The 22,786-nt window shown below is 55.0% G+C and carries 13 protein-coding genes; 12 read left to right on the top strand and 1 reads right to left on the bottom strand.

Annotated elements, in window-relative coordinates; translation table 11 throughout:
• Positions 1–141 precede the first annotated feature (141 nt).
• From FXN65_RS17620 to FXN65_RS17610, 3 genes are all read left to right on the top strand, one after another.
• On the top strand, positions 142–1,524 hold the full coding sequence (locus FXN65_RS17620) for a DUF262 domain-containing protein (RefSeq protein ID WP_151134798.1): 1,383 nt from the start codon (positions 142–144) through the stop codon (positions 1,522–1,524).
• Positions 1,517–3,490 carry a DUF262 domain-containing protein gene (locus tag FXN65_RS17615; RefSeq protein ID WP_151134796.1) on the top strand — a complete coding sequence of 658 codons (1,974 nt, stop codon included), beginning with the start codon at positions 1,517–1,519 and terminating at the stop codon, positions 3,488–3,490. Before FXN65_RS17620 ends, FXN65_RS17615 begins: the two co-directional genes overlap by 8 nt.
• A 73-nt stretch (positions 3,491–3,563) precedes the next feature.
• A complete protein-coding gene (locus FXN65_RS17610) occupies positions 3,564–5,702 on the top strand; it encodes an NERD domain-containing protein (protein WP_151134794.1) in 2,139 nt (712 codons plus the stop codon).
• Positions 5,703–6,262: 560 nt separating this feature from the next.
• On the opposite strand, the gene FXN65_RS17605 is transcribed toward FXN65_RS17610, so the two are convergent.
• The gene (locus FXN65_RS17605) at positions 6,263–7,138 is read right to left on the bottom strand and encodes a helix-turn-helix transcriptional regulator (RefSeq protein WP_151134792.1); all 876 of its coding nucleotides are present in this window, start codon (positions 7,136–7,138) and stop codon (positions 6,263–6,265) included.
• Between the two features lie 150 nt (positions 7,139–7,288).
• Between FXN65_RS17605 and FXN65_RS17600 the strand changes: the two genes are divergently transcribed.
• From FXN65_RS17600 to FXN65_RS17560, 9 genes are all read left to right on the top strand, one after another.
• A complete protein-coding gene (locus FXN65_RS17600) occupies positions 7,289–7,495 on the top strand; it encodes a hypothetical protein (RefSeq protein WP_151134790.1) in 207 nt (68 codons plus the stop codon).
• Between the two features lie 44 nt (positions 7,496–7,539).
• A complete protein-coding gene (locus FXN65_RS17595; RefSeq protein WP_151134788.1) occupies positions 7,540–8,202 on the top strand; it encodes a peptidase M15 in 663 nt (220 codons plus the stop codon).
• A 72-nt stretch (positions 8,203–8,274) separates the two neighbouring features.
• Positions 8,275–12,000: an ATP-binding protein gene (locus FXN65_RS17590; RefSeq protein ID WP_151134786.1), complete on the top strand. Its 3,726-nt coding sequence runs from the start codon at positions 8,275–8,277 to the stop codon at positions 11,998–12,000.
• Complete coding sequence (locus FXN65_RS17585; RefSeq protein ID WP_151134784.1) at positions 11,997–12,659, top strand: hypothetical protein; 663 nt, start codon at positions 11,997–11,999, stop codon at positions 12,657–12,659. The genes FXN65_RS17590 and FXN65_RS17585 overlap by 4 nt, the downstream gene beginning before the upstream one ends.
• Positions 12,656–13,900: a hypothetical protein gene (locus tag FXN65_RS17580; RefSeq protein ID WP_151134782.1), complete on the top strand. Its 1,245-nt coding sequence runs from the start codon at positions 12,656–12,658 to the stop codon at positions 13,898–13,900. The genes FXN65_RS17585 and FXN65_RS17580 overlap by 4 nt, the downstream gene beginning before the upstream one ends.
• A 3-nt stretch (positions 13,901–13,903) precedes the next feature.
• A complete protein-coding gene (locus tag FXN65_RS17575) occupies positions 13,904–14,734 on the top strand; it encodes a DUF7281 domain-containing protein (protein ID WP_151134780.1) in 831 nt (276 codons plus the stop codon).
• A gap of 516 nt (positions 14,735–15,250) precedes the next feature.
• Positions 15,251–18,115 (top strand): SNF2-related protein, encoded by a 2,865-nt coding sequence (locus FXN65_RS17570; RefSeq protein WP_151134778.1) that lies wholly within the window; start codon positions 15,251–15,253, stop codon positions 18,113–18,115.
• A complete protein-coding gene (locus FXN65_RS17565; protein ID WP_178119354.1) occupies positions 18,115–19,926 on the top strand; it encodes a site-specific DNA-methyltransferase in 1,812 nt (603 codons plus the stop codon). The genes FXN65_RS17570 and FXN65_RS17565 overlap by 1 nt, the downstream gene beginning before the upstream one ends.
• A gap of 1 nt (position 19,927) precedes the next feature.
• Positions 19,928–22,753 (top strand): DEAD/DEAH box helicase family protein, encoded by a 2,826-nt coding sequence (locus FXN65_RS17560; protein ID WP_151134776.1) that lies wholly within the window; start codon positions 19,928–19,930, stop codon positions 22,751–22,753.
• Positions 22,754–22,786 lie beyond the last annotated feature (33 nt).

Here is a 22,786-nt window from a genome sequence, read left to right as displayed (position 1 = left end):
CGTGTCACGTCCTGATGAGGCTCTATCCTATCGAACGCCTGGTGATTTCGGGGCAGGCGAGAGATCAACTCGTTGCCTCTTCCTCGAAAAAATGGACCACTCCGTGCAGCCAGCACGTGATCAGCAACGGGTCATTCCCTTATGAATGCTCTTCAGGCGGAGACGCCACATCAGAAAACTCTACGCGTGCGGGAGCTGTTGTCGCTGCCAAATTTGTCGATCCCGATCTATCAACGTCCCTACAAATGGACGGAAAAGCATGTCGCTCAGCTGTTTTCCGACCTTTTCACCCACCAAAGCAAGTCTGCTTATCGGCTTGGCACCGTAGTTTTTCACGGTCATGAGGGACACCTGGATATTGTGGACGGGCAGCAGCGCACGCTTACGCTGATCCTCGCGGTGCGTGCCTTGATCGACATAGGACACCCCCAGGTCGAGTGTCGTGAGCTGCGCGAGCAATTGGGCGCGCTGCGTCGACAAATGCCTGATCCTGAGTTCACCAGCGAAGTGGCGATGCGCAATCTCCACCAGAACTACCTTGCCATCTACCGCATCGTGAGCCGCTCTGACTTTACCGAGGCGATGGTGGACTTCCTGCTGAACAAGTGCGAGGTGGTCTGTTTCACCCTACGGAACATTTCAGAGGCTTTTCAATTCTTCGACTCCCAGAATGCGCGTGGTCGCGATTTGGAGCCGCATGACCTGCTCAAGGCGTATCACCTCAGGGAGTTCGATCCTGAAGACGAGCCTCTGAAGGCCGCTACCGTTGCTCGTTGGGAGTCGTGTGAAACGCAAGAACTGGCCACGCTTTTCGCGCAGTATCTATTCCGCATCCGAAGCTGGGCCAAAGGTGATTCCGCCCGCTACTTCGGTAAGGAGGATGTGCCGCTTTTCAAGGGTGTGAGCCTGGCTACAGTCGCGCCCTATCCTTACGTGGAACAGTTACGCATTGCCCATCACTGGGTGGATCACTACAACAGTCAGCCGGAGCGGCGCATCGATCGCCTGTCCATCTCGTTCCCGTTTCACCTTGACCAGATCATCCTCAACGGGCGGCGTTTCTTTGAGATGGCTGCGCACTATCAGGAAAAGGTGACGTGGACTCGGCAGGAGGAGAAAAGAGGGGGCGGCTCGTTGGGGGGCATTAGGCTCGACGGTCATGCCGCAGCCATTCTTACAGCCCTCAACTCCTACCCGGGGCGGCATCGCACCGGCGATGGCTATGTCCGGACGATGTTCGATTGTCTACTGATCTACTACATCGACAAGTTCGGTCTGGCGGAAATTTCCCGTGCTATCGAGAAAGCCTTCATCTGGGCCTACCGCTTGCGCTTGGAGATGCAGGTGGTGCAGATGGCGACAGTGGACAACTACGTGCTCGCTAACAACCTGTTTCGCCTCATCCAAAGCGCCACCCGCCCTGCAGATTTCCTCCTGCACACCTTGCCGGTGGTGAGGGGCCATCGTGCCAAGCTCACGGATCCGTTAGCAGCGTTATTCAGGGATATGCGTTTTTATGAATGAATCAATCGTCCAACTTTCTATCCGTGCACTACTGGACGGCCGCGCGCGCTATGTCATTCCCATGTATCAGCGCAACTATGCCTGGGAAGAAGGTGAGATATCGCAGCTCATCCAGGATGTCGTCGATACCATGCACCATAACGGTGCCAGCCGCGATTACTACATAGGCTCTCTGGTGGTCTTCAGGCGCGGCAAAGGCGAGGATACGATCTTCGAAACTATCGACGGCCAGCAGCGGCTGACAACCTTGTCGCTGCTTGCGGTTTACTTGAAGAAGCTGCAGCCGGAAGCCTTCACGTGGCTCAGTCGGCCGACCGTCGAGTTCGAGTGCCGCCCCCACTCCGGCAAGACTTTCGCCGCAATCGCAGCGGCAACACATGCGGACGATCCAGTCGAGCGGCTGGCGCCCGTGGACATGAACGCCGAAATCCTCAACGGCTACCGTCTGGTCCAGAAGCTTCTGCCTGTAAAGCTGCGGGAAAATGGTCTGGCGCTCGACAGTTTTCTTAACTATCTGTTGACCCACGTGCAGATCATGCGCGTGGAGGTTCCGGCCGATACCGATCTCAATCATTACTTCGAGATCATGAACAACCGGGGTGAGCAGCTCGAAAAGCATGAAGTGCTCAAGGCACGATTGTTGAAGGCGCTGGAGAGTCTCCCTGACGCAAAGGCCTGTCAGTCCTGCCTGCATCAGGTGTGGGAAGCCTGCGCAAATATGGAGAAGTATGTGCAGATGGGCTTTCCCCCCGTGCAGCGCGATCGCCTGTTCGGTCATCACGACTGGAGCGCACTACGGGTCGCCAACTTCGATGAGTTGAAGGTGCTGTTGCAGGATGCGGACAAAACGGGTGAGCCGGGAATAAGACGGAGGCTGAGCGAAATCCTTGCAGAGCCGCCAGAAGTGACCAACCAGGCCACGCGGGCCGGCGACGAGGAAACGCCCGAGCGCTTCAATTCGGTCATCACCTTTCCTCACTTCCTGCTCCATGTATTGCGTGTGGAGACCGGGAAGAAAATTCCGTTGGATGACAAGCGCTTGCTTTCCACTTTCGAAGAGTTTGTGTTCAGGTCCGACGATCCGGCTGGGCACATCAAACGCTTCGTCTACAGCTTGCTTCGCTGCAAGTACCTGTACGACCACTACATCATCAAGCGAGAGTTTCTCAGGGGGACGGATGGCTGGAGCCTCAAGCGGCTCACGTGCAACACGTCCGATGGCAAGACCAGGCGCAGCCAGTACGTCAACACCTTCGGCGCCGAAGAGGGGGACGACCTGATCAACCGCCGAATCCTCATGCTGCTTTCGGCGTTTCACGTTTCAACGCCGACGCTTGTCTACAAACATTGGCTGAGCGCGGCGCTGCACTACCTGTTCATGGCTGAACGCATCGAGGTGGGGGCCTACCTGTCACACCTTGAGTCGGTGGCTAGGGCGTTCGTCTTCGATCGCTTCCTAGCTGAGCAGCCAGCCGAGTACGACGACATGATTTTCCAACGGGGCGGCAGATGTCAGGCCCGACCTGCCTCCATTTCGTCAGAGGGGATACGGTGCCGGCTTTCCTTCGGCAGCATTGAAAACAACCTGGTCTTCAACTACCTCGACTACCTGCTTTGGAACAAGCGCAAGGGCGAGGATCCGCAAGTACGCGATTTCGAGTTCACCTTCCGCAGTTCGGTGGAGCACCACTACCCGCGTAATCCACTGACCGGACTTGCCCGCTTGGAGGGGACTGTGCTCGATTCGTTCGGCAACCTGTGCCTGATCAGCCACAGCAAGAATTCTCGCCTGAGCAATTTCACACCCGAGGGGAAAAAGGAGTTTTACGCGGCCAATGCCCCGGACAGCATCAAGCAATATCTGATGATGAAGCACGTGTCCTGGAATGTGGACACCATCCGGGAGCATGGAGATGCGATGATTGACGTCTTGATGTCCGACCTCGCCAGCTGTGATCAGAATTGACCTGGCTTGGGCTACCGCTAAGGTGATGCCACAAAAACAGTGCCTGTTCTGAGAGATGCCAGGGACGAAACCAGTGCTCGATGCCGACAAACGATGTCAGGAATATTACCAGGCTCAGTTCGCCCGGTATTTGCAGCTTCATGCCCCTGGCGTAGCGCTCAATGAGTGTCTGCATGATTTTCTTGATCAGCGACCAAGTGGCAAATACACCACGCGTAATCGCGCTGTAGGACTTGCTGCTGCTCAATTTTGGTGGGAGCCAAGCAATGTCGAAGGGGCCGAATCTGCCAGTCTGACTTTAGCTCGTGTCCTGAATTTCGATGATGCGGTCAGCTTCGAGCTGCTGGATCACTTGGCTGCCTATCATCCGCATATGCTGCGCTGGGCAATTCGCTACTCCAAGCTTTTTACGCGCACCGATTCGTCGTCTTGGAGGTATCTGAGGGAAACGCTCCATGGCAATGAGTGGAGCGATTTTTTCGGCGTGTGTGACCGTCTTCTCGAGCAACTTAAACCGTTCGATAAGGCTATTGAGCTTGCCGAAGGCCAGTTGAGCTCGCTTTCATTGCTTGAGCTTTTGTCCTACCTCAGTGTGCTGGCCTATAGCTGTTTGGGCGAGGGCGACGGTGATCCCGCTGGTAGGGATTGGGCCGTTTATGAGCGGATCATTCTGCGCAAATTGGTGGTCTGCACAGAACGCGACTTTCGGGTGACTGAAGAGGCGCTTGCTCGCTCCCTTAAAAGGCATCTGTCCCCCATCCTTTTCCCGCAGTCTGGTCCGGTGGCGGAATGTGCTGCCAGCCTGGAGGCTGTCGCCCTACTGGTCGCCGCCGTGCGCGAGCGTATCGATTACGAAGGTTCTATCGACTGGTTCTGCTTCGATACCGAGTGCGATTACCAGCTCAAGCCTGGGAAACCCGTCATTTTTAATAGAACCGATGAGGGCACTTTGCGTTGGCGGCGTACCGAGCGCAAAAGCCAGTTGCTCTGGCACTACTGGATGCACCGTGCGGTTGAATTGATTGCTGCTGCGAGCATGGCAGGGCAAATCATCGGCAGTCCGGAGAATCACGAAGCTAATCGGCTTGCCTATATCAAGGCCATTCGCAGTCAGTTGTATCTGCAAGTGGTATTCGGACTGGGGGAGCGTGTCAGGCTCACCGACGGAACCGAAGTCATGCTGTACCACGCCATGCTCGCCAGTGAACTGACCCAGGCTTTTTTCGAACAGGAATTTCTACAGCCTTACCAGCGATATTTGGACGAGTCCGGTGTGCCGGCAGTGGCGCTTGGGCGGCTAGCCTTTGAGGGGCTTTTGCAGGGCGAAAATCGCTTTCCCATGACCTGGTCTGAACTGCCAGACAAAATTCGGCGTATTCGCGGGTGGACGGTCAGTGATGAGCACCCCGCGGGCGATCCTGAGGCAGCTAGGGCGATTTTGCAGTTCTGGACCAGTGATCTGCTGGCGCTGTCCACGCAGATCCGCCAGACGCCCAACATGCCAGCGCCGCGCTTGTACGAGCGGCCGTATTACAAGATTGGCCGCTACAGTTTTCAGTTCCCCTGGGTTGCCGGTCGACAGAATAGCCTGACTGCTGCGGCAAACAATCTGCGTCGCGTCGAACCGCGCCGGCCCGAACTGCGCAGTGAAACGGAGCGGGTCGAACACGGGCTCGCGGAGTCGCTTAGACAGAGAGGATTCCGTGTCGTCGTAGGCTACCAGCCACCGTTGGATGGCGAGCGTGATGCCGGTGAGGTGGACTTGCTCTGTCACTTGAATGGGGCGGTATTGCTGTTAGAGGTCAAGTCGGGGTTTATCCGTTCAACACAACATGAAGTCTGGCTGCATCGGACGAATACCTTGCGCAAGGCCGCCAGGCAGTTGAAGCGCAAACACCCGGTTGTGCTCCGGGCCCTGCTGATTGATCAAGGATTGCGTGCCCAGTTGGGGATGAGCGAACTCGATCCGATACCAGTCCCACATGCTTGGGTTGTCGATACTTCAATTGAGTGTGATGGAGAAGTCGTCGATGGCTTTCGCGTCGTCTCGCGCGAAGTCATTGAGGTCGCCCTGCGCGATGAAACGCACAACCTGCAGCGGCTCGACCAAGAGGAGAAGGCAGAGGTAGCGTCGCTTTATCCAAATGGATTCAGTGCACACGACTTTGTTCGAGTGATTGAGTCCGATGCGGTCTGGCGTGGTCTGCTTTAGGCGGCTGCTATCAAGCCACGTGCATCTAGCTATCGCCTGGATGTTGGATGGGTGGTCGCTAAAGGCAAGCGCGAGCGTGAGGTCGTTTACCAGTTGGAGCCAAAAGCGCCACCTCGAATGCGTTGGTTTCAACACCTGTTCGAGTTGTTTACAGGCGAAAAGTTGGCAGATCGTCCTGCCGGGCAAGTCTCGCTAAGGTGAGAACCTCACCATCCACGAGGTTCTGCCATGTCAATGCTACTCTCGCTGAATGAAGGTCTGTGTGTTGTTGCCATGCTGCTGCCGGCTCTTCTTGGGCTGGCGAGGTTGGCTTATGGTGGTGCTGTCGATTGAGGTAGGGCAGCGGTGATAGTCATCCGATTTTGCTGGCCAGTGATGGGCGCTGGGCAGCTGGATGGGGCCGCCTGGGATCACGGGCTCGGTCGAGCACCTCGCGTCAATTGCCGTTGACGCTGCAGGATTCAAATGACGTCGCCAGATCGGCGCGTTAATTTGCAGTGGCCCCAGTTGGGTATACCGGGTGTGCAGCAATGGCTGATTTGCAGTGAGGGCTCCACCCGCTAGTGGTAAAGCCAAGGCTGCAACTCCTCCAAATTGGTGACGACAATCTGCTGCGCTGTGGCCTTGGCATGTACTTTGGTCGGGTCGATCTGGTAGCGCTGCAGCACGTACTGCACCAGGGCGCCACGAGTCTCGATGATCAGCCGGCCATCCAGCATGCCGTAGTCCGCTTCGATGATGGCGCGCTGTTCTGGCTTTAGGCGCGAGTCGGGTTCGATGAGTACCGGCACCTGGGAGACCCATCCTGCGTCCTGCTCCCGGTCATATTCGGAGTGGTCGTCCATTAGCTCCGGTATGCCTCGGAAGCGACTCAGAACGAAATCACGAAAATCTCGATTTTTCTCGCAATAGGCCCGCACATGCCAGCGCATGCCTGTGTAAACCAGGGTATGCGGCGCGATCAGCCGGGTTTCACCGTCCGGAGTGGTGAAGGAAACGTACTCGCACTCCAGGCGTCGCCCTTCACGGCAAGCTTTGAGCAGCGGGCGCAGCACTTCCGGGCGCACTGACCGATCTGGAACGCCCAGTACCTCGGTATGCGCATAGGCTAGCGCCAAGCCCTCGATATGCGGAGCGCGCTCATGGTTCTGGTTGAGCAGGTGCAGGTAGGCACTCGCACTGTCGTCGATGAACAGCGGTTGGAAGCGGCGGCTCGGTACGTACCCCTTCAAATGCTTGTCATATTCCAGGTTCTTCGGCGCGTGCTCGCTGATGTAGGTGTTGATGTCCTTCGACGCCTGCTGGCGGCTGATGCCAAAGCTCTGCATCAGGTGATTGGTCGTCAGGCGGCCTTCCCACCAGGCCACCGTCTCGATCAGGCGATAGCGCAGGGCCAGGTCCCAGCGCACAGACTCGATTGATTGCTTGCGTTTCATCGCACCTCCATCTGCTCGAAAACTTTACCTGTACAGGCAAACACTCTAGATACGTCGCTTCAAGCTACATACCTTGATGCTGTCGTTCAAGCCGCCTCGTTAGGGCCGGCTGATTGATGGAGTGTCGAGCACGAACATGATGATTTTTTCGTGGATGGTAACTGGGGCGAACCGATTGTGGGGATCGTTCTGGAGCGTTCCTGCCTGGTCAACGGCAAGGCTATCCTGGTCAAGCAGGTCAGTGATTTCCGTCAGTTGGGCGTATCGGTCAAAGGTGAGCTGAATGAGGTCTGGCTCGACCGGGCGGATCTGGAACTCAACTTGATCTCTCAGGTGCCTGCTGAGGAGCAGGCCTGAGGCCAGCAGAAGCACGCCAGCGAATAGCCAAGGAGCAAAACAGGATGAAGAAACCAGCGACGGTACAGGCGCTCGAGGACCTGGGTCGCGTCCGGCTATCCAAGCACTTTTTCATGCGTGATTTCCTCTACTCGGAAATCAGCCAGATCGAGGGCATCCCCAATATTCCGGATTATCCGGATCGCGCCATCGAGGCCGGGCGAGGGCTTTGCGAGCAGTTGCTAGAGCCTCTGCAGGAGCGCTTTGGCCGGATCGTGATTCGCTCGGCTTACCGGGCGCCAGCAGTTAATGCCAAGGGCGCCGAGAACAACAACCAGTACAGCTGTGCTGCTAATGAAAAAAATTACGCGGAGCACATTTGGGATTATCCGGACACCAAAGGGCATCTGGGGGCTACTGCCTGCATCGTGGTACCTGCATTGCTTCCCTGGTATGAGGAGCACAAGGATTGGACGCCGCTGGCCTGGTGGATTCACGACAACCTGCCGTATGCCAGCCAGTTCTGGTTTCCCAGGCTGGCTGCATTCAACCTAAGGTGGAGTGCAAATCCTGACGTACTTCCTAGTATCAGCACCTACGTTACAAATCCGCATACGGGAAACAAGAAGGCGCTGGTGAAGGATGGATTGGCATTTATGGGCCTTGAAGCTAGGAAGTCCGTTGTAGAGCCTTGGCTGGCCAGCTTGACTGGTGAAAGACCACTGTAGCTTTGACACTGGTTACCGCCAAAAAAATCAGCCGACTATCGATGTATCGGTGCAATCTGAAAGGAATCAACGATGTCTCAGTTGCTCAAGATCGTTCTTATCGACTCCCTGTGCGCAGGGGCCAAAGCTGAGATTGCGATCAGCGGGAACACCAGTGTCAACGGCACAAATGGCATCGGTAAGTCGTCGTTTCTGAAGCTCATACCTGTTTTCTATGGGGCTGCTCCTGGACAGTTGGTCAAAGCGGGGAGTAACCGGGAAAGCTTCGCTAACTGGTACCTGCCCAACGCCTCCAGCTACATCATCTTCGAGTACACCAACTCAATGAATGCGCCGCGGTGCGCGATCATGCACCGCAGTGGTGACACCTACGCTTACCGCCTGGTGGCTCACGCCTGGGAGCCAGATCTGCTTTACCGGGACTATGAGGCCGGCGAGCTGGTCAGGGCAGGGGAACTGATACGCCATCTGGCAGTGAAAGGTATCGACTGCAGTCCTGAGCTTCAGCCCATTCACTACCGGCACATCATCCAGTTCAACAGCGGCTACTCCCACATGGAGAAGCTGACGGATCCCCAGAAGCGAAAGCTGGTTCTGGCCCTCCGTCCCTCGTTCTCGCTGGCGCCAAAGCGGACTGACTTCAACGGTATCGACAACGTGGCGCTCGCGCTCCTGGCCAGCGCCGGTACGTTCGACACCATGAAGACCACTATGGCCGAGATCCTCGAACAGGATAACTCCGACCTCGGCCGCACCCTTGAAACCCTGAACGCCGCTCCGTTCAACAAGGTGCTGGAGAACCGGGCCGGTTATCTGCTCATGGACGAGTTGAGACCTAAGGTGCAATCACTGTCCCAGCTTCGGATTGACCATCAGGCGATCACGCGCCAGCTCGGTATCCAGAAGGCCCGTGCAAACCACATCGTGGCGCGGCTGGGTGAGCGCGAAGCTGCGCGGATGGAAGCCCTGAGCGGGCTCAATGCGCGTGAGACGCGCATAAACGAAGACGCCTACGCTCGGCGCCAGGAGCTGGCAGTAAAACGCGGCCACCTACAGGCAAACTTCACTGAGGCCGCGGACTCGGTAAGTAAAATTGAGTCGGCCAAGGAGAAGTCCGAACAGGCGGGAATGGCAGACCTGCTGGCGAGAGCGGACAACATCGGCGAGGTGATCGCTCAGCGCGATCTGAAGCAGGATCACCTGACCAAGCTCAACGCTAAGGGCCTAGACATACGACAGGTCTACGACGTGCGGGCTCAGAAAGCCAAGGACTCTGCGTCAGCGCAGCGAGAGGAAGTTCACTCACGTCACAATCTTGCGCTGGAGGCTATCCAGGAACGCCAGGATGAGCTTGAGGACGATTTACGCCGTCGTAAGGAAGAGACCGAAAGGGAACAGCGCGCTGAACTCGAGGAGCATGAGCAGCAACGCAATTTGCTGGCCACTGCCGCTGCTCGCGCCTCCGTCGAGCTTGATCACCTGAAGAAAACGAAGGTTCTTCCTAGCTCCCAAAATGCCCTTGACGCAGCTCAGCACGCGATTGATGAGCAAGCTGCTCTGCTGGCCGCTTTCCAGGCCGAATTAGCAGTTGCCCGCGGAGAGGAAAAGAGCCTGCAGGATGAGCAATCCAGGCTGGTGTCTGCGTTCCAGGGGCTTGATAAGCAGCGTAGCGAAACAGCGAAGCTGCGCGACGCGCTGAAGGAGCAACTGAACGCTGGTGCAGAGACGATGCTTGGGTACCTGCGAAAGAATCACCCAAGCTGGAAAGACAATATCGCTAGGCTGGTTCCGGTAGAGATCCTCCTGCGAACCGATCTGAACCCTGCAATGCTGGAGTCCCCCCAGCAATCTCTCTATGGACTTGAGCTGGCGCTTCAAGGGCTATCAGTCCCAACGTTCGCCAGCGATGAAGCGCTTGAGCAAGAAATTGCGTCGCTGACGCTCCGTCTTGAGAGTATCCAGGCCGAGTTCGAGAGCCTGGATAAGCAGAATCGTGTTCTAGAAGATCGTTTCCGTAAGCATGCTGCTCGGTTGAGCAAGTGCCAGAACGATGAGAGTCAGGCCGCTATTGAACTCGCATCGCGGCGTGAGCAACGCAAGGCCTTGTACGAACGAGCGCAGGATGAACACAGCGCCTACGTCGAAGAGCAGAGTGCACGCTCTGCTGAAGCGCAGCGGGCTTTGGCCGAGAAAGACGGAAGTATCGCGCAACTGAAGTCTGTTCACGGACGACACTTGCTGGAGCTGACCACGAATGAAAAGACTGCACGTGACGACCTGGCTGAAGAGCGTGCGCGACTGACCGAGGGGCACAAGGCTGCATTGCAGCGAATCACCGAAGGGCTGAACGCAGAGCTTCAGACCATCGAGAACGACAAGTCGGTCAAGCTCCGCAGTGAAGGCATTGATGACAGAGAAAATCGCCGGCTCGAGCGAGAGATAAACCAGCTTGACTCACAAATTAAGGAGATCACTGATCAGCGATCGATTATCGAGAGCTACCGCCACTGGGTGGAGAACGTGCTACCGCAGCTCCCGATACGAGTCGCCGAGATGTCTGACCTGGAAGGTCAGGTCGCCAGGGTAGACAGGCAGATCGCTGACTACAACGAAGAGGTCAAAGCCCGGCTGAGAGAGATTATCGACCAGCGCAAGGCACTAACGCTGGAAGGGCAGCAGGATGAGGCCCAGGCCAGGTTGCTCAACGGTGTACTCAACCGCCTTACTCAAGTCGACGCTGTTGATCCCGGCACCTTGTTAGACGGATTTGCAGCGCAGGACATCGACGAGGATGTGACCAGGTTGACGCGCCAGCGTGGAGTGCTCCAGAAGTCCGCCTCTGAAGCCTATCGCCAGATCCTGTCCCAGTTCAGGACACGGCAGCTCCTGCACACGCCGCAAGGCGCTGCTATCGAACAGATCGCTAGCCAGGCCAGCAATGCGGCAGCAGAGCCTGACCTAGCCTGGCTGGAGGCGGCGCCAAGCCTGCAGGAATACATCGACGTTTCGCATCCTGACCAGAAGACGAAACTGATCATGCAGGCGAAGAACCTTTCTGATGAGCTGTGCGATCGCCGCACCAAGCTGCTGGAGTTGCATCGGAGTATCCAGCAACTCGGCCGCGACGCGACGCAGAAGGCTCGGGAGGTGCTTGGCGCATTTGCCCAGATCAAACAGTTCGAGTTCAGGGTTACATCCCGCATTCAGGAAATGTCCTTCTGGTCTGATCTATCCATCTACGATCAGCACTATCGCCGCTGGCAGGCGATGGGCGATGGCGTCATGCCTACCGAAAATTTCGTCGAGGCCCTGGAGAACGTGGCCAGGCAGATCAATGAGGGCAAGTTCACCTCTGACCTGGAGCAGTGCTTTGACGTGAGTGTGTCGTGCAACGACCAGGGCCGGACGAAGATTGCCACCAACAACTCAGAGCTGATTGAGCTCAGCAGCACCGGCTTGACCAAGATTATCGTGGCAATGATTTACGTCTCCCTGTTCGAGCTACTGCGCAAGGACGCTGATTTCCTCATGTCGATCCCCATTGATGAGGCCCTGGAGCTATCGCCGGAGAACTACGTGGCCTTGGTCAACTACTTCAACCAGAGGGGAATTTCGATGCTGGCATGCTTCCCTGGTGGTGCGCCGGAGTTGCTTCGGCAGTTCACCAACCGCTACTTCCTGGAGAGGCAGGCTGATACCGGCACGATCGTCGTCAAGGAATACGGACTGGACGTTCATGAGGGGCTGGATGAACTGAACGAGGCCTTGGCCGCTGAGGATGAGGTGTACCTAACGTGAGCGAGATTCGCGAAGTCCTCGAAACCCTTCTCTCTGGCGGCTTCATCTGCCAGTACGCCTATCCGGAACTCCATCGTCAGCTTCGCGCGCCTGGTGTTGAGGCTGAGGTCAGGGCGGCGCTGGCGCCTCTCAGCCGGGAGCTGGGTACCATCGGCGAAGAAACTGCCCCGGACACTTACTTTTCGCGGTACGCCGATCTGTCGGACCCCAAGGATAGAGCTGCAGCTGCTGTGCAACTTGTGCAGATGCGCGACCAGCTCAAGCCCTGCCTGGAATTCATCCGCCTCTTCAATCGCTCTGGGCGCACCGATGCGTGCCTAGCGCCCGGTGACACGGTGTCCTTTTCGGATCTGCTCGAGGCCATCGAGAACAATCCCACCTACAGGGATCAGCTGCGAGACCTGAGTGGCCACGAGTTCTTCAGCAAGTCCAAGAGCGCCAAGGACAACAAAGAGCGATTGGCGCTGGTGCTGCGGCCCCTGGCCGACGCGGGTTACCTGGTCAAGCGCAGTAGTGAGTCCGCGAACTACGTGGCCACTGGCAAGATGGGGTACTTCTACATGATTCTGGCCTGGGTGGCTGAGTTCAGCAGCCTAAGCCTGGATCCGGAGCCGGATCCATCTTCGACTCAGTTGGAGCAAAGAGGCCTCGAACTGTGAAGGCAGAAGACTGGGTAAGGCTAGGCGAGCACCTGAAAGCGAATGCTGATCTGCTGGAAGCTATGGCCTTGGCCGATGAAACAGGCATCACGCCCCCGGAGCGTATGACCAAGGGCCTCTCGTGGCTCATGTCCAAAGGCCTGGTGGAGGAGGACAGCGACCTGTTGCATCTCAGTGGTCTACTGCTCGACGTGGGCGCACAAATTTCTATCCAAGGGTTTGATCGCGTAGCGCCTGACCTCAAGGAGATCCTGATCAGCATTGAGGAGGGGTGCGAGGCTTACCATGGCGCCAAGGCAGCTGGCGAACCGGCCGAGACCGAGCGCCACCTGCGGCGTGTCACCAACACCACCCGCCAGGTGGTGCAGCACCTGAGAAACGAGCAGAACGTCACCAGGGCATTCATTGAGGGAGGATATGGATTCTCCGTCCGGCTCACCGACAGGATCCGCGACATCAAAAATGCGATCGACCGGCTCAAGCGACTGCACGAGAAGTTGGGCCTGTTTACACACACGGGCCTATTGCCGCTGACAAGAAGCGACCGGGCGCTGCGGGGCAAACTTATCGACGGTCTGTTGGGTGCGGTGTCCCGCAACCGCTTCGCTCTCGACGAGATGATTGGTCGGCTTGATCGGCTCAGTCTGACAGTGCGTAAGCGCAACAAGATGCGCCAGGTGGCCCAGGCCGTCGACGCTCACCTGCAGGGCGGCGGCGTAATCGATCTTGAGCCACTTCTTGAACGACTTGATGCTGCGGTTTGGGCTGGTGCTGCTCCACTTTCACTGGGCGGCAATGCGTTCTGCGACGTCCACGCTGGCGAGAATCTTGAGCAACTGGAATTGCTGATAGCCTCACTGCCTGCACCGAAGGTCAAAGCGGCGCCAGCGGCAGCAGCCCAGGAGCGTGAATCGAAATTTGTCCCCTCAGGGGCCAATCAGGAAAAGGAGCTGGAAAAACCCTTCGTGCGTGCCCACTTGGAGGCCATGCTTCGGGAGCTGATTGCCACTGGTAAACCTCAATCGGCTACCGCTTACTGGCAAGACTGTGGTGATCCCGACATCCCTGACGGGATATGGCTCTACGCCCTGGATGGCTATGCCCAGTTGCAGGCGGCATTCGCCAAAGCCAACGGTAAGAAACTGAACTACCGCCTTGTGCCGACGCTGGCGCCACATAGTCGGCTTTCGGCGAACCGGCGTGTCCTGGAGTTGACCCTGGATAGGGTGTCGAGGCGATAGCGCATGCTGACCAATAAGCGCCACCTGACGGCGATCATGAATGCGGTGCGGCGCAACCAGGACAAAATCACCCTTACGGATACCTGGCGGCAGATCCACCAGCTTTACGGCGTAGGGACGAAGCTCGGTACATCCGCGTTGCTGCTGACTGCTGCGGATCACCAGACACTTCTTGCGCTGGTGAGAAAGGACATGTCTCTGGATCCGCTGAAGCACAGCACGGCAGCGCTCGAGGGGGACAGGCTGGCTCTGGCTGCGATCTCCAGAAACGAAAAGGTCAGTGGCCGGACGGTAGGCGAGGGGCTGGTGCTGGTCGCTCATCCATCGGGCAGGGTTCTACTGCCATCAGGTGACTACCAGCATCCCCGCGGCGGCACGCTGAACGTCCAGGCTATCGACCTGCATGGGCTAGAGAAGGTGCTGTTGGTAGAGAACCTGAGCGTTATGCACGCGGCCCACCGTTACCAACTGCCGACAGAGCTCCAAGACGTACCTATGTTGTTTCGGGGCGATCGACAGTGGTCGCCGAGGGCTGTTTCTGCTGCGAGGGAAGGGATTTCCGACTTAATAAGCTTTCCAGACTACGACCCGCAGGGCCTGATGAACTCGCTGACTGCTGGCGCTTCGGCGGTGGTGGTGCCAGCGCCGGCGACGATCGCACACATTCTTGAGGCACGCCTCAACAAGCCTGCAGATTTCGATAGGCAGTCTGCCGCGGTGGAGTGGCTAGAAAGGGGAGGGGGAGCCATCGCGGCTGATATGCTCTGCCGTCGTCTGGCGATCTCTCAGGAATCGATGGCAGGCCAGGTTCTGGAACTCATTGCGCTGAGATGAGTGTGCTCACTAGAAATTTCGTACACGGGTAATTCGTGGATTGCGCATTGTGGCTCTCATCCAAACAGATACGGCCGGAAGGCGCGCAAGGGCATGAGGTTCAAAAGAGGAGCCCTGCCAAGGCTAGGCTGACCTTTGACCGGAGTAGGAAAATCGTCTTCAGTGCGGTCAGGCGATGGCGAGAACATCGGAAAGCCTCTGCGGGAGAGGTATTTCAGACGAGTGCGAGCCTGCTAACTGACTGACTTTAAGGGCAAAAACTGACGTCCATCTTTACCCATGCTCCTGCAGTGGATAAGGTGATGGCCATCGCAAATTAGGGGGCAATGTCCAGGGATGATCTGCAGTCGTTCAGCACCGCCGTCCCTCGATCTCTGAGCTCTGTGGGTAACACCTCTGTCATTTCATGCTGAGCTGCTCAATGAGCGGCGCGTAATTTCACGTGCCGCTTAAGCAATATGCTTGGCGAACAGGGTTTGCTATTGCAAGCAGACCGCAATAAGGATTCTTTCTCAGATGATCTATAGCCCGTATCAAGCGAAGTATTTCGCCCACTTCTTAACTCGCGAAGGTATCGGTGCCGACGAGTCTCTGACCCAGTCCTTGTCCTCAGCCCGTGTGGATCTGAACCCGCACCAGGTCGATGCGGCTATGTTTGCCCTACGCTCGCCCTTGTCCAAAGGTGTACTGCTGGCCGATGAGGTAGGGCTTGGCAAAACGATCGAGGCGGCGTTGGTGCTCAGCCAGCGTTGGTGGGAGCAGCGTCGAAATCTTCTGTTAATTGTGCCGGCCTCTCTTCGCAAGCAGTGGGCAACGGAGCTCCGTGAGAAGTTCTCATTGCCCTCTGCCATCCTTGATGCCAAGCGCCTTAAAGACTTGGCGGCTAGCGGACAACCCAATCCCATTGGGCGTAAGGAAGGCATCATCATCGTTTCTTACGAATATGCCGCTCGTATCGCCCATCAGCTGCAAAAGGTTGCGTGGGACCTGGTCGTGTTTGATGAGGCGCATAAGCTGCGCAATGTCTTTAAGGCTGCTAACAACTCCCGAGCTGCAGTCCTGCGCGATGCCTTACAGGGTTGCCAGAAGCTTCTGCTGACCGCAACGCCTTTGCAGAATAACTTGATGGAGCTTTACGGCCTCGTCACGATCATTGATGAGGCTTACTTTGGTTCGGAGCAGGCCTTTAGGGCCGAGTTTGGCGGTAAGGGTAACCTTGCTGCTATGACCCTGCTGCAGCATCGTTTGGAGCCGATCTGCAAACGCACTTTGCGTCGTCAGGTGCAAAAGGCCGGGTTGATCAACTACACGAACCGCCTGCCGAAAACCTTTGACTTTACCCCCAGCAAGCTTGAGCTGGATCTGTACGAGTCAGTGTCGGCGTACCTGCAAAACCCAGACACCATTGCCCTAGGGAAAAATGGCCGCCACTTGGTGACCTTGTCCCTGCGCAAGATCCTGGGCTCATCCTCATTTGCCATTGCCAAAACTTTGGACAAGATGGTCAACCGCCTGCAAGCCAAGCTGGCAGTGGATGACGACACCCTGGATGATCTCGATGGCTTTGCTGAAGACGCTGAGGATTGGCGTGATGCCGGTTCTATAGCCGCAACCGAGGCGGATGCTGTCGAAGACCATACGGATGATGATCTTGACGAGATTGACCCGAAAAAGCTTCAGGCAGAAATTGCCGAGCTGACTCATTACCGGGATATCGCTACCTCAATTAACGACAACGCCAAAGGGCGAGCACTCCTGGAGTGCTTGCCCATCGTTATGGCCGAGATAGAAGGCAAAGGCGGCCAGCGCAAGGCCGTGGTATTTACTGAGTCCGTGCGCACCCAAGCCTACTTGCGTGACCTGTTGGAGCAAAACGGCTTCGCTGGTCAGACCGTCATTCTCAACGGCTCGAATACCGACAAAGATAGCGCCGCCCTTTACAAGGCGTGGCTTGCCAAAAATAAAGGCACTGAGGTCGTGTCAGGTTCCAAAACGGCCGATATGAAAGCGGCCATTGTCGATGCCTTCAGACATGACCGCTCCATCCTCATTGCCACGGAATCAGGTGCCGAGGGTATCAACCTGCAGTTCTGCTCGCTGCTAATCAACTATGACTTGCCCTGGAACCCCCAGCGAGTGGAACAGAGGATTGGCCGCTGTCACCGCTATGGGCAAAAGATCGACGTCACTGTCATCAACTTCCTCAACCGCAAGAACCAAGCGGAGGAACGTATCCATCAACTCTTAGAACAGAAGTTCAAGCTCTTCGAGGGCGTGTTTGGCTCATCCGACGAAGTATTAGGCGCAATTGAGTCTGGTGTGGATATCGAGCGGCGCATTTTGGAGATTGTCCAGACGTGCCGCTCGAATGATGAAATAAATGAGGCTTTCGATCGCCTGCAAGAGGAGTTCAGTGTCGAGATTGATGCGGCCAAACAGGATGCACGCAACAAGATCTTGGCAGAAATGGACGAAAAGGTGATTGAGCGCCTTATGAGCCGTAAGGAAGGCGTCCATGCCGCCTTGGGCGACTTTCGTCGTGCTCTTTTGAATCTGGCACGCGCGGAACTGGTCGAGGCCCGCTTTCATCCAGACCATGCCGAGCGCTTTGATTATCAAGGCAACATTTGGTCTACCGAATGGCCTGAGGCAGCAGATAACGGCTGGCGCTTCTTCCGCTTGGGCGATAGAGGGCTGGCGGACCAACTAGTTGAGCGGGCTAAAGCGCGATCAACGCCCATGGCAACGCTTGACTTTGACTATAAGGCTTACGGGGGCAATCTGGCGGATGTGGCCAGCTTACGCGGGCAATCCGGTTGGATGCGGCTTTCGCGTCTCACATTACAAACCCCTGCTCGCACGTGGGATGAGCTGATCTGCGTCGCCTTCACTGATGACGGCCGCATGCTTGACCCCAGCACCGCCGAACGCTTACTACACATTCCAGCCCAAGGGCTTGGCTCGCCTTCTGGGCTGGCTCCCGAGGCAGAATTAGCCGAAGTGACTGAGGCACGGCAAACGACGCTGGTTGGGCAGGCGCAAGAGCGATTGGGTGAGTTCCTCAACGAAGAAGAAGACCGTCTTGATGCGTGGCGTAATGACGCCCGCGTGGCCTATGACCAGAAAATTAAAGAACTCACCAAGCTGGCCAATGAAAAGAATAAGCTCGCCCGTGCGACCACCAATCTTGCGGCCAAGCTGGAACTGCAACGCGAAGGCAAAACCTTAAAGCGGCAAGTGGATGATTTACAGCATCAGCTTTATAGCCGCTTGCGCGAAATTGACGATGAACGCGAAGCTATGCTCGACACCATTACCGAACAACTTAACCTGACGCCACAGGTGGATCACCTGTTTACGATTCGATGGAGCCTGATCTAATGGCTGGTAAAACCAAACTTGAACTGACCTGGATTGGCAAAGACGAGCGCCCGCGTCTCGAGCCCCGAATTCTGATTGAACAGCCTGAGTTCTCTTATCACGCCGAAACACGACGTGAGGGAGATCAGTTCGACAATATGCTGATCCATGGGGACAATCTGCTGGCGCTAAAGGCGCTGGAGACTGACTCCAATGTGCGGGGTAAGGTGAAATTTATTTACATCGATCCACCTTTTAATACTGGATCTGCATTCGAGCACTACGATGATAATCTCGAGCACTCAACATGGCTTAACATGATGAGGGAGCGCTTGGTTATTTTGCATGATCTTCTTGCTCCTGAGGGCGCAATTGCTCTTCAGCTTGATGATACTGAGGTCGCCTATTGTAAGGTTTTGATGGATGAAATTTTTGGTCGAAAAAATTACATAACAACCATCACAATCGAGGCCGCGACTACATCAAGTTTCAAAACTGTAAATATCGGGCCCACCCAAGTTACTAATTTTATTCTTTGTTATAGTAAGGATAAGGCTAGATTGATATATAATCAGCCTTACTTGGGTAGTAAAGAGGTTGATCTTGCGCATTTCTCTAGGTTTATCGAGAACTTCGAGGATGAGTGTGAGAGGTGGAGATTTAAAAGTATTAATTCTTATATTTTGAGTGAGATGGGATATGAGGGGTCAAGTGCGAATTCGCAGTGGGCTAAGGCAAAGCGTGCGCTTGGCGATGATGCTATCGAAATTGTCAACGAAAAGGCTAATGAATTTGCTATAAATAATGCCTATCGTGTATTTGAAACGAAAACATTGCAGAAGCCCGCCGCATGGCTCAGTGATCATCTTAAAAGATCCAAGGACTTGGATCACGTTATCAAGCTTGATCGGGATGGGTTGGATCCGCTTTATATTTATCAGGGAAGGCAGGTGTACTTTCTTGGGAAAGGTCTTCGGGAGATTGATGGGGAGAAAGTAATTGCTCGGCCCGTATCCAATCTATGGACGGATCTTCCTACCAATAACTTGCAGTCAGAGGGTGGAGTAAGCTTTCCGTCAGGAAAAAAACCAGAAGCCTTAATTAGGCGATTAATACAAATGTTCACCTCGGGTAGTGAGGATATTGTTCTTGACTCTTTCGGCGGGTCAGGGACAACGGGTGCTGTCGCTCACAAGATGGGACGTCGTTGGATCATGGCTGAGCTCGGAGAGCATGCCGTAACACACATTGCCCCACGAATGAAGAATATCATTTTAGGCGCCGACAAAAGCGGAGTCACTGAAGTCGAAAGCTGGAAGGGAGGCGGTGGCTACCGCTTTTTTAAGCTAGCGCCCTCTCTTTTGCAAAAAGACAAGTGGGGTAATTTGGTTATCAATAAGGATTACCGGCCGGAAATGCTGGCCGAGGCCATGTGCAAGCATTTCAATTACACCTACGCGCCATCCGCCGAACATTATTGGATGCATGGTAAGGCCACTGAAAACGCCTTTATATACGTGACCACCAATAGTTTGACCTTTGATCAGCTCAAGGCCCTGTCTGATGAGGTGGGCGAAGAGCGTAGCCTGCTAATTTGCTGCATGGCCTATGAGGGTGCTGGCGATAGCCTGACAAACCTAACCATCAAAAAAATTCCCCGTGTGGTGCTTGATCGTTGCGAGTGGGGTAAAGACGATTACTCCTTAAAAATCGCAGAATTGCCTATGCATGACGAAGAGTCTGAAGCAGTCGAAATCACGAGCGCCAGACCTAATAAAAATAAAGCGTCGGCAGCACAGGCCAACCTGTTCGACGGTACTGAGGGAAACTGAGATGACTGAAATAAACAAGGATCGTGTAGTTGCCCAAATTAGTCAGCGTCTTTCGTTACGCAACCCTCAGACAGAAGCGCTGCGGCGCCTCGATACAATCGTAGGGCTGATTGATCCGAAAAAGGGTACTGATGTAGAGGCCGCTCGGGAGCAGGTGCGCCAGGTATTCAGTGAGATTACTGATGCGGATTTTGCAGACTTCGAGCGTGACTTCCCATCGGTTTGTTTTTCCGTTGCCACCGGCGTCGGCAAAACTCGATTAATGGGCGCGTTCATTAGCTATTTGCACATGATCGGCAAGAGTCGGAACTTCTTCGTTCTTGCGCCAAACCTGACGATCTATGAAAAACTGTTGTTCGATTTTGATCCGCGTAGTCCTAAATATGTGTTCAAAGGAATTGAGGCTTTTGCTCATACTCCGCCTTTGATTGTTAATGCGGAAAACTATGAGGAGGGTCGAGGTGTGCGCGGTAACGACCTTTTTGGTCGTGAAAGCGTAATCATCAATATCTTCAATATTTCAAAGATAAATTCCGAAGTACGAGGTGGGGCAGCGCCGCGTATTAAACGTCTACAAGAGTACATCGGCGACAGCTATTTCTCGTACCTGTCTGAACTTGAGGACTTGGTGCTGCTGATGGATGAAGCGCACCGTTATCGCGGTAGCGCCGGATTCAAAGCCATTGCCGAATTGCAGCCCATTATGGGCCTTGAGGTCACTGCGACGCCAAAAACCACTGGCAGCAAGCCTCAGCCGTTTAGGAACGTGGTGTACCGTTACGATTTGCCGGATGCGATGGAAGACGGTTATGTGAAGGAGCCTGCCATTGGTACTCGGGCGAACTTTAATCCGAAATCAGTCGATGCCGATGCGCTGGAACGCATCATGCTTGAGGATGGAGTTAACTACCACGAGCATGTCAAGGTAGCGCTGGAAACCTACGCCAAGAACTACGATAAGCCGATCGTGCGGCCGTTTATGCTGGTGGTGACCAAGGACACCACGCATGCCTCCGAGGTAAAACAGTTTGTAGAGTCAGGCGAGTTTTTCGGCGGCCGCTACAAAGGCCGTGTGATCGAGATTCACTCAAAGACTTCTGGGGAGGAGAGTGATGAGAATGCGCAGCGCTTGCTGAATATCGAAAAAAGCGGCGATACCGATATTGTTATTCATGTTAATAAGCTCAAAGAAGGTTGGGACGTTACTAACCTGTTCACTATTGTTCCATTGCGTGCATCAGCTTCCGATATTCTGACCGAGCAAACCTTAGGGCGCGGTCTGCGATTGCCGTATGGCAAACGCACGGGGGTGGCTGAAGTCGATCAGCTCACCGTGATTGCCCACGACCGCTTCAATGAATTGATTGAACTGGCCAAAACGGAAAACGGCGTTACCAAGAAGCTCAAGCAAGTGTTTATTGGTGAGGATGGAGATGTCACTGCAACGAAACCGGAGGTCGTCACTACACCTAATGTGGTGCAGCATCTGGTGCAATCCATGATGCCGAAAGAAGAGGGTGGTGAAAAAAGCACTACCTACAAAATTCCGGAACCCTCGAATTCTGTTGGTATTGCAGAAGCACCAGCGTCTTTCGTTTTGCAAACGGCGCAAGAAGTGGAAGTGGCCGAGAAGACCCTTCAGATCGTTGTTCAGCAGACTGCTAAACAAGTAGCAAGCCTTGCGGACCTGAATAAGCCGGAAGTGCAAGCAGCTATTGTGCAGGCCATTCAAACTGAGCAAAGACCGCAAGCTGAGATCTTTCCGGTTGGAACACCGAAAATTGAAGAAATCGTGAAGACAATTTGCAGTCAGTTTGTTGAGCGGATTATTGCTATTCCGGCATTGACCATCACACCGACCCAAAATGTGTCTTTTGGCTTTAGATCGTTCGAGCTGGATCTCAAGCAATGGAACCATCAACCGCTCTCTCGCGAGTTGTTGATTCAGGTCTTGCGCACAGAGAAAACTCAGTCCATTGCCGGTGATGCCCATGATGAGCAACAAGAGCGCTTAGAAAACTATATCGTTGCCAAGCTCATGGACTTTCCAGAGATTGATTACGACTCGCACGCTGAAGTGCTTTACGAGTTGGCTGGTCAAGTGGTGGTTCACTATCAGGCCAAGTACGATAAACCCGAAGAGCTGCGTAGTGTGCTTCAGGGTCACTCTCGGCAAATGGCAGAGGCGATCTTTGCTGATATGAAGAAAAATATGTGGCGCGGAAAAACTAATTATCGCGTTACTGTGAGTGCAGCTTTCCAGGATCTACGTCCGCAGACCTTCGAAAATGCAGGCAGCCAATATTCATTGGACTTTCGCCAAGCACCGCCAAAGCTAAATGAGATTAAGCGTTATATTTTTAGTGGTTTCAGTAAGTCCTGCTATCCATTGGCCAAGTTTGATTCGGACACGGAACGTAAGCTGAGCGAGATCTTAGAAAAAGAAAGTGGCGTTAAGCTTTGGATGAAGCCTGGCCCCAACCAATTCAAACTCTACGACTCAGATGGTTCACCTTACCAACCGGACTTTGTGGTTGAAATGCAAGACCGCATTTTGATTATTGAAACAAAGCGCGCGGATGAAATAAATGATGCGGCGGTATTGCGCAAAGCAGAAACCGCAGCGCTTTGGGCGCATATCGCGACTGAGTTTCATGCGAAGAAAACGGGTGGTAAACCGTGGTCTTATTTGTTAGTGCCGCATACGGACGTGGTCTCAAACTCCACGTTGGCAGGACTTTCCGCAAAATACACACGCCAAGCAGATACTGAGCTTTTAACTCGCTATGAGCTATCTAACGAGCTGGGTGTAGCTCTGCAGGCATAGGTAGATCACGGAAAAGGGTAGCTTCGGCTACCC

It is taken from the genome of Pseudomonas lalkuanensis (assembly GCF_008807375.1).
Classification (GTDB): domain Bacteria; phylum Pseudomonadota; class Gammaproteobacteria; order Pseudomonadales; family Pseudomonadaceae; genus Metapseudomonas; species Metapseudomonas lalkuanensis.
Note: the sequence above shows the minus strand (reverse complement) of the source record. Positions and strands in the feature narration are given on the sequence as shown.